Here is an 11,797-nt window from a genome sequence, read left to right on the forward strand (position 1 = left end):
CTTCACTGAGGGCGTTTAGACGAGTAGGATGTGTCTCGCGGTGCCCGGAGGCGGCATGAGCCAGCGCAAGTTGAAGAGTCTTGTCGGCGGTGCGGCAGCATCAGGGCCGCGCATTGCGCGAGCGGGCGAGCGATTGGCAAGGGCGGCTGGAGAGCCCCCTCATGAGGATGATCAGGAGTTCCCCTTGATCATCGCGAACATGCCCGCAACCGCCCGCCAAAAGGCCTGGGCGGTGGGTGTCGCCGTCTTTCTCATCGTCCTGGCGGCAGTGATCGCACCGTTCGCCAGAATCCAGTTGGGCCAGATCAATGGCTTCGTTCCGGTTTTGCAGACCGCCCTGGCCCTTGCCGAGTTCATCACGGCGGCCCTGCTGTTTGCTCAATTTTCGATCCAACCTCAGCAGGCACTTCTCGCGCTCGCAAGTGGATACGTTTTCAGCGGATCGTTCGCATTTTTGCAAACGCTCGCGTTTCCGAACGGGTATGCTTCCGCGGGTGTCATTGGGGATGGACTGAACAGCCCCGCTTGGCTTTACGTGCTTTGGCACACAACCTTCCCTGCGGCGATCCTTGGCTACGGGTTCACGAAGGATCAGTCGACCGCCGGCAGACCAAGCAGACCTGCAATAGCGGCGATCGCAACAGCTATCGGCTGCATCGCCACCGTGGCAGGACTGACGTGGATGGTTACCGCGAAAGCTGAATTTCTCCCCAGCTTCTACGTGAACGATGTCAGGCATCAGACCCCCCTCGGCAATCAGGTCAACCTGATACTCTTGCTATGGAATATGACTGCTCTCACCGTCTTGTTTGTGCGGATGCGCACCATTCTTGACCTCTGGCTAATGGTGACTTTGCTCGCCTACTTGCCCAATTTCCTGGTGGCGATCATCGGCAGCTCGGTTCGATTCACCATTGGTTGGTATGCAGCACGCGGCTTTGTTCTAGTCGGCAGCTGCATGTTGCTGACCGTATTACTCGTTGAAACGATTTATATCTATTCGCGTCTCGCCAGCGTCACTGCCCTGCAGCGACGCGAAAGAGCGAACCGGCTTCTCAGTATCGACGCGGTCACTGGCGCGCTCGCCCATGAGCTGAGATCGCCCTTGGGGGCCATCTCGCTCAATGCAGCGACAGGGCTCAGTCACCTGCGAGCTGCCTCCCCTGAACTGGAGGACCTCGAGAACATCCTCTGCGACATCGAAGCCGACGGCAACCGCGCCGCCGACATCATATCGAGCATTCGCGAGATGACGATCAAAACGGCGCACGGCGGCGCTTCGACGAACGTCGAGGATGTCGCAGAGCTTGCGCTGAGACTGTTGAAGCACGATCTCCAGGCCAACGGGATATCCGTAGCTACGGAGTTTCAGAGCAACATTCCTCCAGCCGCCCTGGACGGCACTGAGCTTCAGCAGATTGTCTTGAACCTCTGCAAGAATGCAATCGACGCAATGAGCTCGGTCCCCGCCAATCAACGAGAGCTCCGTATCAAAACCAGACTTGATGATGGCACAACGGTCTATTTGTCCGTTGAAGATTCCGGCACCGGCGTCTCACCAGGCGATCAAGAGCGCATCTTCGACCCGTTCTTCACGACGAAACAAGGGGGTATGGGATTGGGGCTCGCCATCTCCTCCAACCTGGCTGCAAGGTGCGGAGGAAAGCTGAGGTTAGTCAAATCGGCCGTCAAGGGCTCCGTTTTCGAACTGGAAATGCCCATCTCCGCTCCCGCTTCGGCGCAATGACGATACGGGACGGTCGCGACCGTTCCGCATTTCGCTCGCGCTCACTTCAGAGAGATCATGATCGTGCTGAGGTTGGCGGCAAACTCCAGCCCAGCTTTTGGTCCCTGCAGCACCATCGTGACGCCTTTGTCGTTGCGCAGCTGGACGCCATTGATGCCGCCGGCAAGGGCAGCCCCGCCCCCAACCGAGCTGTACGTGCCGGCAAAGTCGCTGATCTCACGAATGCCCGAAGCCCAGCCCTCGAGCCGACCGAAGCTGGCGCCGACGGTAACTCCCAGGCTCAAGCCGCTGACGTGGAACGGGTAGTTGCGGCCGCGAAAGGTGAGCACGCCTTTCCCGGCGCCGCCGCCCACCAGTAGCCCGGCCTTCATGATCTTGACCCGAACCTGACCCGAGGCCTGCGCAAAGATGGGCGTCGTGGGGACAATCAATGCGATGAGCATGAGGGCGGAAAGGCGCCCACGTAGCCGACGCAGTATCTCCGTCAGTCGCTCAGGGTTTTGCACCATCGACCTTCTTCCAGGTCTGGTCCGGGTCGAATGCGGTGATACGGGAAGCGAGGACTTTGGTTCGAGGCCCAAGATCCTTCTGGTAGACAACGCCCGCGTGGTTGACCAGGAAGGTCATGACGCCCGAATTGCCGTACTCGGCAGGCCAGGCGATGAGCGCGAAACCTCCGATCATCTTGCCGTTGACGACATAGTTCAGCGCGCCGCCTGGCGTGTTCGCCCCCTGCCCTTTCAGGATGCGGAAATAGTAGCCGTGGTAGGGCGCCGGGCCCTCCTCAGTCTTGTAGCCTTCGGACGAAGCCTGGGCAGCCAGTGCACCGAGCGGGCTCGGGTCGCTGTCGTCGCGCCAGAACAACCCGTCCTTCTTGCCCGCGCTGCTGACGATGCGCTGCGCGTACACGCCAATACCCTCACCGCGATCCTTGTCGGCGTACTCGTTCTCGGCATCGACAAAGGCGAGACTGGTCTGGATCGCGTCGAGCTCATTGCGGCCGATGCGGCGATACAGCACTTCGATGCGGCCTTCAGTGGCATCGAATTCCCAGCCGGTCTTGGTGTTGACGAGCGGAATCGGGAACGGGAAGTCGTCCGGACCCAACATCAGCATCGCCTTCTTGTTACCCTCTGTCTTTACCGAATGCTTAGCATCATACATCGAGATGAAGCGTTTCCGGATGTCGACGTCGGCAACCTCATCACCGGACGAGACGATGTCCTCGGCAGCGCTGCCGAGCACTTTCAGGATGGCCCGGTCCGGCCCGCTTTTGACGGCGGCAGCGAGCGCCGCTGCCGCATCCTCCGGTGTCGGATAGGACTGCTGCGCCAGGGACGGCGAATTCAGGAGCGCCAGCGCCATGATGGCCGGCAACGCCGCACGATGAAGCGACTTCAAACCCATCATGGCGTCACCCCTGCAGGAATCCGCGCGCCGCTCTCGAGCCAATCACGATAGGTACGGAATTTCAGACCGAGCTTTTCGTAATAGACCCGGAGATAGCCGTCGGCTCCGCGGGTGACGGCTACCGGATTCACATCCTCGACTTCCTGCGCAATGACGCCGACATAGGCCTTGTCGCTCCCGATATAGCTGAAGCGGTAATAACCAAGGCCGCTTGCGAGATGGCCGAGCAAAACGACATCGTGCTTCAGCGCGATATCGGAACGTCGTCCGCCGCCACCACCACCACCACCACCACGGCCTCCGCCACCTCCACCCTGGAAGCCTCCGCCGCCGCCTCGGCCGGCGAAGCTCGCACCTCCGCCGCCGCCACCGCGCGGTCCCATGCTCGCCTGGCCACGGGCCGACGCTGCGGCCGCCGAGCGGCCCGACGATACGTTCAGGGCGCCGCCGCCACCACCGCGGTTCGCGGCCTTGGTGCCGCCGCCCTTGGCACCGCCCGCCTTAGGGCCAGCACTCTTTGCACCGGCATTCTTGGCACCACCGCCCTTCGCCGCGCGATCGCCGCCACCTTTGGCGCGATCGCCTCCGGCCTTGGCGCGATCGCCGGCGCCTTGACGGTCGCCACCTCGGTCGCCAGCGCGATCTCCCGCACGGTCACCGGCGCGATCTGCGCCACCTGGCCGATCCTGTCCCGGCTTCTGCTGTCCGTCGCGGCCGCGGAAATCCATCCGGTCGGCGGCGCCGGCCTTCAGATTGCTATTGCCGAAGCGCTGCTGAACGTTGGCGTTGTTGTAGCGTACCCCTTGGCGATGCGAGGGATTGTGCTGCCACCCATTTCCGATATTCGTAGTCCGGTGATTGATATAGACGTTGCGGTTGCCCCAGTTGCAGCCGCCGCCCCAATAATTGCCCCAGCGACCGATGGCCCAGGCCGTGCCGAAGGCGAGACCCGCCGCGACGACGCCTGCGCCGATGTAGGACGGGTAGCCGAAGTAATATGGTGGATACTCGGTGTAGGGCCACGCGCCGTAGACTGTCGCAGGCTCGTAATACGGCACATACATCGTGTCGGGAACCGCCGGCTCGATCACGACCACCTGCCTGCTTTCCTCGGTCTTGACGCTCACCTTCTGCTGCTTGGTGGTCACCAGCTTCTTGTTGTCATAAGCCTTGGTCCGCAGCCGCTGGACCGCATCCATCACATCCGGCTGCTGTGCCAGGACGGCGTCGCCCAGCGCCTTGGTCCAGTCGAGCTTGTCGCTCATCATGGCCAGGACCTCAGCAGTCGAGGCCAGCGCCTTGATGCTGTCATCCCACGGCTGCTTCTCGACTTCAGTCTTCAGGGCATCACCCTTCAGAGTCTTGCGCTCCTTCAGCCAGCGATCGGCCTGAACGACTTCCAGGGGATAGGTGGAAGCCGCCAGCACGTTGGCAAGCAACTCGTCGGGATAGAGCGCAATCGGCGCGACCAGAGCTTCGAGTTGCTCCGGTTTCAGAAGCTCTGCGGCTTGCGCGGGGGGATTTGCCTGCTGTGGGCTGGAGGCCGGCGCCTTATCTGCGGTCTGCGCCGCCGCCGCCAGCGGAATCGCGATCACGAGCGCAAGCGCCATCAAGGTCCTGCCGCAGCAAAACATCAGATCCTCCATACACATGTCCGCCGATCATCAGACCCGAGAGCTGGCGTTTGTTGATCGAGATCAACGAAACGCTGCCTCATCCCCCGCCACGCCCGAGCAAGCTAGTCGATCAGCTCAGCCTCCATCAGCAATCGTTCCGGGATCGCCAACCCAAGCGCGTGGACGGCTCTCACGTTGATAACGAGATCAAACCTCGTGGCGAATTGCACCGGAAGACTGCGGACCTCGGCGCCGCGCAGGATGCGAGCGACATAGCCAGCGCCGTCCCGAAACTGTTGCGTCAGGTCGGCGCCATAAGACATCAGCCCGCCATTCACAGCATAGAAGCGGACGGCGAAGATCGCCGGCACGCGGCGCTGGGCCAGCAACGGGATTGCCATGGCGCTCTGAGTACTGAAGAAACCGCCATCCGGCAGCACGACGAGCCCGCTACCATTCCGCGCCGCCGTCTCGATGACCCCCGCGATCTCGGCGCCGCTGCGGACGGAGGCGCCGGTAACCGTCATGCGCAGGCGACTTTCCACCTGGTGTGCGGCCTGAAGATAAAGGGGCGCATATGGCGCGGTCTCGGGATTGTACAGAAGCATCGCACTGCTCATGCTGGGCACCATGTCCTTCAACAGGCTCAGCCATTTCCCGCTCATAGCATGCTCGTAAAGCGAGAAGCCGGTAAGATTGCTGGTCGGCCTTGCCAGATCGACGACGAGGCCTGTCCCGACCGGATCCGAGAGCCCGACAAAGATGATCGGAATGACCTGCGTTGCAGCCCGCAGCGCCCGAGTCGTCGCCGTGCTGGTCGCAAACAGCACGTCGGGTCCGGTGGCAACAAGTTCGCGAGCTTCACGTTCCTGCCATGTCGGATTGGAGCCCGGCCAGCGCACATCGAGTCGGTAGTTCTGATTGGCGATCCAGCCGAGGTCGGCGAGACCCTGCTGAAAGGCATTGACGCGCATCTGAGCGCCGCCATCGCCCACCAAGTTGCCAGTCAGCACGCCGACCGACGGCATCGGCCGCGGTGCCCCGTCCTGAGCGTGCGCGAAAACCGGACAAGCGACTGCAGCCCCGACCAAGGCCATGAACTCACGACGCTTCATTGCCCGTCCGCTATCCCCCGAATGTCCCGCACCCTTCGCTTGACGCGATTGCTGAAGGAAACGGGGTTGGCGGCCGGAGGGTTTGATCAAGATCAAGGTCGCTGAGCTTGGGTTCGGTCGTGATTCGGCTTGGTCTGGAGTGACCACCGTCAGGTGCGGTCAACTGGCTGACCGAGCGCTTGCTCATGTCCATTCGCGGACAGCAGGATCCGACGGTCGTGAATCAGGCTCTGAAGACGATGCGCAGCGACATTCAATGTCGTGACATCGAGCGCATTCTCGTCTCCTGCAGCGGCCTTGGCGCGCTGGCCCTGGAGCACCCGGTCGATCTCGACCTCGATATCGGACAGTTCGGCCTCCGCCTCCGTCTTGCGTATCCGCGCGCCCAGCGCATACAGCAAGTCCAGGCCCCGTTCGTCCTTAGAGGGATCACGCACCTGAAGGAATTTCCAAGCCGCCGCCAATATAGAGATGAAGCCGCCGAAAATCATGGGCGCGAGGAAGATCGCGTTTCCCCATTCGTCTAGAAAGCTCTGCTGCGTTCCGTTGTAGAATGCTGCGGCGCCAGGATGAACCGGGAGGAAGGCGTCCGAATCCGTGCTCGGCGCGGTCATTTGCGAGAGGATTGGCAATTCACCCAGCAGATCCCTGCGCGCCTTCATCAGCGCGTCGGCCAGGCTGCCCGCCACCTCTGCGCTGAGCTGCTTTTGCGCGACCACATAGAACGACACCCGCAGCGTGGTGAGATCCTCGCTCGGGACAGGCGGCGAACCGCGCAGCGTGCCCTTCGGGACATCGAAGCTTTCATAGGCGCGCTGCTTTTCCGCGATGGCACCAGCCGCCTCGACGGGAAGGAGGACCGGTGCGGTCTTCGGCGTTTGCAGAAAGAGGCCGCGCAAGAGGGCAAGATACTTTTCCGCAAGGGGAACGACGATCAGAATCGCCCGTACCTCCTTGGCATCGAGTGCCCGCCGCGCGTCTGCTGGTTGGAGATTGCGGAATGTCACGTTGGCGCGTCCAAGGCCGTATTCGTCGCTGAGGACGTCGACGATCTTGCGATTCATCTCGCCGCCGATCACGCCGACGCTGGTGCGCTTCAGACCAGCGATTTCGGTAATGGAGGAGCCCGGCGGCGCAACCAGCAGGACAACGGCGTGAGCGAGAACCACGATGGCCTGCGCCTGCGATAGGTCGCCGACGTCGCCGCGGACGACAGCAAGCTCGACCTTTTCCGCCGCAAACTGCTCGGCAGCATCAACCGCGTTGGTGGATTCCACCAACTTGAGCCGGACCGGGGCGTTCACGACGGCAAGCCGGCTCGCCAGCGCCGAGACCAGACGCGCCGCCTCACCGTCCAGCGATCCGACGGCGATGGTCAGCGTCGTAGGGCGAGAATACCACCGGTAGCCGAACAGGCCAGCTCCAAGCACGAGCACAACAGCGCTGGCGACAATGATGGAACGAAGCCAGATCTGCATTTTTGCGGGGACCATGTGGCGCTCATAGTGAATATACGCTCGGTGGTCGGACTGGCTCATGAGGCCAGACCGGCTCAACTGAGGCGCATCGCTGAACCGAAGTGCGATTCAAACCAAAGCGAAGCCGGTCAGTGCCCGCTCAGCACCAGCGTCTTGATCGGCAGCAGCAGCGCCTGAATTCGCAACAGCATGGCGTGCACGAGCCCGACGCCATCGACGACATGCAGAGCGACGGCCCGAGCCGTGCCCGTCTCCTTCGCAGAGATCTCCTCGTGATTGCTGGTATAGGCATTGACGATGCAGCTACTGCCCGGCGTCACGCCTTCAAGTCCGCCCTTGTACAGCGGCTCTAGGAAGGCGAGGATCGAACCCGGCTTGCGTGCATTCTGAGCTTCAATCAATTCCTGGCCAGCCTGGACCTGGCCGGCGGCGATGTAATCCTGCACATCGGTGACAATGAGCGGAATGATGACCCATGGCTTGGAGATGCAGGTCGCTTCTGCGACCATCCCTACCTTCACCACCCCCGCTTCAATCTGTCCAAACCCGGCCTGCAGCCTACCCCTACCGGCATCCGCCGGTATCAACACGCCGGCTGGTCGCATGATCTGGGCAACGAGATCGCCAGTCCGAACGAGGAACTGTTCGACCCGTCCGTCGACGCCGGCGCGAACAAAGGTCTTGTCGAGATCGACCTGCGCTTCAGCCAACGCCGCCTGGCCGCTCGCTTTTTCAGCCGGCAACAGCGTTGAAAGCCGCAACATCGCCGACGTTTTGGACGCGGTGGCCGAGTCCACACCAGCCTGCCGCTGGTTGACCACGACCTGTAGTTTCTCGATATCACGTTGCGGGACGATACCGGGATTGCGGCGCTGCAGCTCCGTCTTGACGTCCAGCTCGTCCTTGGCCTGCTGAAGGCTGGCCTTGGCTTCCTGGATCTGCGCTTCGGCCTTGACCACGTCGTTTTCGGCGCTTGTCATCGCGGCGTCGACCTCGGCGATCTTGCGCGTGGCCGTCTCCAAGGCGGCCTTCTGCTTCGAACTGTCCAACCTGAACAGCACATCGCCTTTCTTCACTGCCTCGCTGTAGCCGACATTGACTTCCGCGACGCGGCCGGAGCCTTCAGGAAGGATGGGGACCGTCCGAAAATAGAGCGCGGCCGAGGTCGTTGACGGGTGAAAGTAGAAGATCATCGTGATCAGCGAAATCGTCAGCATCAGGCAGCCGGTGATGCCCCATCGCAATTCATACCAGATGGAAAAGAAGGTGATCTCCTTGCCGAAACGTTTGCCCTGGGCATAGCGGCGGTAGAGGTAGTCCGGCAGGATGGTCAGGAGGGAGCAGAACATGAGCTCAAACATGGCTGTGTTCCTTTCCCTTGACGATCGGCTTTTCAACCGGCGGCAAGTCAGGGAGTTCGGGCTCGCGACCCTCGCCGGGCGCGGCATCGGCGATCCTCTCGACAGAGCCTGCGATACTCCGCAGCGGCGTGCCGAAATCCGGCAAGTCGATCATCGCGAGCAGAAGGCCGGCCACCCAGAAAATGTGCATATGCGTAAAGAGCGAGATGATGCCCAGCACGGCCACGATCTCGAACTGAAGCTTCTGCGACTTGTGGGCCATTCGTTCCGGCAGGCTGTGCAGCTTCCAATAGAGCGTGCCAACCCAGAGTACGGTGCCGATCAGGAAGATCCCCATCACCACCATCAGCACGTCCGTGCCGCTTCCAGGCGCGACGTAGAACGGCAGATGATGCGGGGCCATCGGATGAAGTTGCTCGCTCAATGGTCGCCTCCACAGAAGGGATCAGGGCGGTCTGCGCGCCGGCTCGTTACCGTGGCCGCGCAGGTGAGAAAATTGCTTGATATGAATCAAAGGTCCGAACGGCGCGAAACTTAGCTTAGCCCTGACTCCGATCCCACAGCAAGCCAGGAACGCACCAATCATGCCCGGCATCGATGAGCTCATTCCCAACGCACTGCAAATTCGCAAGGAAGCTGCGCTCGAGGAAGCCAGAAAGGCCGAGGAATATGTTCGCCTCGCCGCCGCGGCCGAAGCCGAGAAACGCGCTCTGATCGAACGGCTGAGCAAACCGTCCGGCAAATCCGAGGAAGAGAAAATCAAGCTCGCCTCGACCATCATCCAGCGCGCGGTTCGCAACGGGCTGACCGAAGTGCAGGTCTATCGCTTCCCGAATACACTGTGCACGGACAAGGGCCGTGCGATCAACCAGATGGAGGCGGGCTGGGAGAAAACGCTGACGGGAATTCCAAAAGAGATCTTCGAACTCTGGACCGAATACCTCAAGCCGCGCGGCTATCGCATCGGCTACCAGGTCGTCGACTTTCCTGACGGCGTCCCCGGCGACATCGGGGTCATCATTTCCTGGGGCGACTGATCACGTTTCGGCCGAGTTAAGAGAAGGCGGAGCGGCATGGCAAAGGACGAAGCCTCAGAGCGGATGAAGCGCAAGGACTACGAGAAGGAGCTCGAAAAGCTCCAGATCGAGCTTTGCCACCTCCAGGATTATGTAAAGGAGAACAAGCTTCGGGTCATCGTCCTGTTCGAAGGCCGCGACGCGGCCGGCAAGGGCGGCACGATCAAGGCGATCACCGAAAAGGTCAGCCCGCGCGTATTCCGGGTGGTGGCGCTTCCGGCGCCATCGGATCGCGAAAAGACGCAGCTTTTCTTCCAGCGCTACATGAAGCAGTTTCCGGCCGGCGGCGAGATCGTGATCTTCGACCGGAGCTGGTACAATCGCGCCGGCGTCGAATATGTCATGGGATTCTGCTCGCCCGCCGAGCACGATCGTTTCCTGTCGCTCTGCCCGCAGGTGGAAAAGTACGCCATCGACGGCGGCATCATCCTGATCAAGATCTGGCTCGAGGTCGGGATGGACGAGCAGGAGCGCCGCTTCAACGCCCGCATCGACGATCCGGTGCGGCAATGGAAGTTGAGCCCGATGGACCTCGAATCCTTCAAACGCTGGTATGATTATTCGCGCGCGCGTGACCTGATGCTCAAGAAGACGAGCACGAAGGACGCGCCTTGGTACATCATTCGCTCCGACGACAAGCGGCGGGCGCGGCTGAACTGTATCGCGCACATCCTGGAGGCTATCCCGCACAAGCGGATCAAGAAGGACAAGGTGAAGCTGCCGAAGCGCTCCGACAAGGGGCGCTACAATGACCAGGCCGGCCTGCGCGGAATGAACTTCGTCGCCGAACGCTATTGACGAGGTGATCGGCCGCACGGCCAGCGCGGTCCGATCGCTGATCGGTCAGATCGATGCTGCCGACGGACTTCGCTGGGCCCGTCAGCAGCGCATTCTTTCAATACGGGTACTGGTTGGGACAGACCCAGTTGCCGTACGTGTCCTGATAGCAACCGTTGTTGTAGTTGTTGTTGTAGTATCCGTAGGCGCCCGCAGCGGCCGCACCGACGGCAGCAGCACCGTAAGCCGCGCCTCGATAGCCATATCGCGGATAGCCTCCAGGATAACCGGCGACGGGGCGGCCGGGACGGCCCGCAACGGGGTAACCAGGACGACCCGGACGACCGGCGATCGGATGGCTCGGCCGCGGACCTCCTGCGTAATGGCGTCCGCCTCCACCATGGATCCGCCCCGCGTGAACGGCGCCGCCACGATAGCCACCGCCATGAAAACCTCCGGCGCGCATGCCCCCTCCACCTCCGCGATAGCCACCACCGCCACCTCCGCGGCGGGCATAGGCATCATCGGGAATAAGCGTGGCCGTGAGAAGAACGACGGCCGCAACAAGAGCTAAGAGATAACGAAGCATGGCGTGTCCTCCCTCGATATGGGTGCCGTGATCCGCTTCGACGATGCCTCGCGAACCGCGGTTGGCACCCGACCTGGCGCTGATTTGCGGCCGCTTCCCCGACTTACGTGCATGAGAAAAGCAGCCGCCATTCAAGCTAGAGCGCCGCGACCGCCGAAGCGGCGCGACTGCCGCTCTACCGCTTCAAAGCTATCGTCACGCCCCCCACAGCGGCTGACAGCTCCGCACCGACCTTCGGCCCGCTAAGCTGCAGAATCACGCCGTTGCCGTTCTGTAGCTGAACGGCACCTGCGCCGGCAGCGATGGCACCGCCCGCACCGCCGACAGCGTAGGAGCCTTCGAGCGACTCCGGCCCCCTCAGGTTGAGGGCACGACCGACCAGCTTGGTGGTCGAAGCGCCGATCGTGAAGCCGACGCTCATGCCGGAGACGGTGAACGGGTATTTGTGGCCGCGATACAGCAGAACGCCCTCGCCCCCACCGACGCCAACGATGAAGCCACCCTTGGTGAAGACAACGGCAACTTGGCCGGTCTCTGCCCGCGATGGCGTGCTGAATCCGGCGACGCCTGCCAGCGAGGCGACCAGGGCGGCATAAATAGCGACTTTTCTCATGACTTTTCTTTCCTC

Annotated in this window: 12 protein-coding genes; 3 read left to right on the forward strand and 9 right to left on the reverse strand. The window is 61.9% G+C overall.

Features of this window, described 5'->3' with window-relative positions; all coding sequences use genetic code 11:
• Positions 1–55 precede the first annotated feature (55 nt).
• Positions 56–1,747 carry an MASE4 domain-containing protein gene (locus AC0L21_RS08800; protein ID WP_473260269.1) on the forward strand — a complete coding sequence of 564 codons (1,692 nt, stop codon included), beginning with the start codon at positions 56–58 and terminating at the stop codon, positions 1,745–1,747.
• A gap of 41 nt (positions 1,748–1,788) precedes the next feature.
• On the opposite strand, the gene AC0L21_RS08805 is transcribed toward AC0L21_RS08800, so the two are convergent.
• The 7 genes from AC0L21_RS08805 to AC0L21_RS08835 all read right to left on the reverse strand — a co-directional run bounded on the left by AC0L21_RS08805 (position 1,789) and on the right by AC0L21_RS08835 (position 9,130).
• A complete protein-coding gene (locus tag AC0L21_RS08805) occupies positions 1,789–2,190 on the reverse strand; it encodes a hypothetical protein (protein ID WP_473260271.1) in 402 nt (133 codons plus the stop codon).
• 49 nt (positions 2,191–2,239) lie between these two features.
• A complete protein-coding gene (locus tag AC0L21_RS08810; RefSeq protein WP_473260273.1) occupies positions 2,240–3,157 on the reverse strand; it encodes a DUF2950 domain-containing protein in 918 nt (305 codons plus the stop codon).
• A complete protein-coding gene (locus tag AC0L21_RS08815; protein ID WP_473260659.1) occupies positions 3,154–4,791 on the reverse strand; it encodes a DUF3300 domain-containing protein in 1,638 nt (545 codons plus the stop codon). Before AC0L21_RS08815 ends, AC0L21_RS08810 begins: the two co-directional genes overlap by 4 nt.
• Before the next feature lie 104 nt (positions 4,792–4,895).
• A complete protein-coding gene (locus tag AC0L21_RS08820; RefSeq protein WP_473260276.1) occupies positions 4,896–5,888 on the reverse strand; it encodes an ABC transporter substrate-binding protein in 993 nt (330 codons plus the stop codon).
• Positions 5,889–6,037: 149 nt separating this feature from the next.
• A complete protein-coding gene (locus AC0L21_RS08825) occupies positions 6,038–7,381 on the reverse strand; it encodes a TAXI family TRAP transporter solute-binding subunit (protein ID WP_473260661.1) in 1,344 nt (447 codons plus the stop codon).
• 113 nt (positions 7,382–7,494) lie between these two features.
• Positions 7,495–8,727, reverse strand: a complete 1,233-nt coding sequence (locus AC0L21_RS08830; RefSeq protein WP_027517207.1) for an HlyD family secretion protein — start codon at positions 8,725–8,727, stop codon at positions 7,495–7,497.
• A complete protein-coding gene (locus tag AC0L21_RS08835) occupies positions 8,720–9,130 on the reverse strand; it encodes a hypothetical protein (protein WP_473260663.1) in 411 nt (136 codons plus the stop codon). The genes AC0L21_RS08830 and AC0L21_RS08835 overlap by 8 nt, the downstream gene beginning before the upstream one ends.
• A gap of 181 nt (positions 9,131–9,311) precedes the next feature.
• On the opposite strand from AC0L21_RS08835, the gene AC0L21_RS08840 reads away from it, so the two are divergent.
• Together AC0L21_RS08840 and ppk2 are read left to right on the forward strand one after the other, a co-directional pair.
• Entirely contained in the window at positions 9,312–9,764 is a 453-nt protein-coding gene (locus AC0L21_RS08840; protein WP_085351234.1) for a hypothetical protein, read from the forward strand.
• A gap of 36 nt (positions 9,765–9,800) precedes the next feature.
• Positions 9,801–10,601 (forward strand): polyphosphate kinase 2, encoded by an 801-nt coding sequence (gene ppk2, locus AC0L21_RS08845; RefSeq protein WP_473260279.1) that lies wholly within the window; start codon positions 9,801–9,803, stop codon positions 10,599–10,601.
• 97 nt (positions 10,602–10,698) lie between these two features.
• On the opposite strand, the gene AC0L21_RS08850 is transcribed toward ppk2, so the two are convergent.
• Positions 10,699–11,169, reverse strand: a complete 471-nt coding sequence (locus AC0L21_RS08850) for a hypothetical protein (RefSeq protein WP_473260283.1) — start codon at positions 11,167–11,169, stop codon at positions 10,699–10,701.
• A 175-nt stretch (positions 11,170–11,344) separates the two neighbouring features.
• Positions 11,345–11,782, reverse strand: a complete 438-nt coding sequence (locus tag AC0L21_RS08855) for a hypothetical protein (RefSeq protein ID WP_085351231.1) — start codon at positions 11,780–11,782, stop codon at positions 11,345–11,347.
• Positions 11,783–11,797 lie beyond the last annotated feature (15 nt).

It is taken from the genome of Bradyrhizobium sp. WSM4873 (assembly GCF_055811355.1).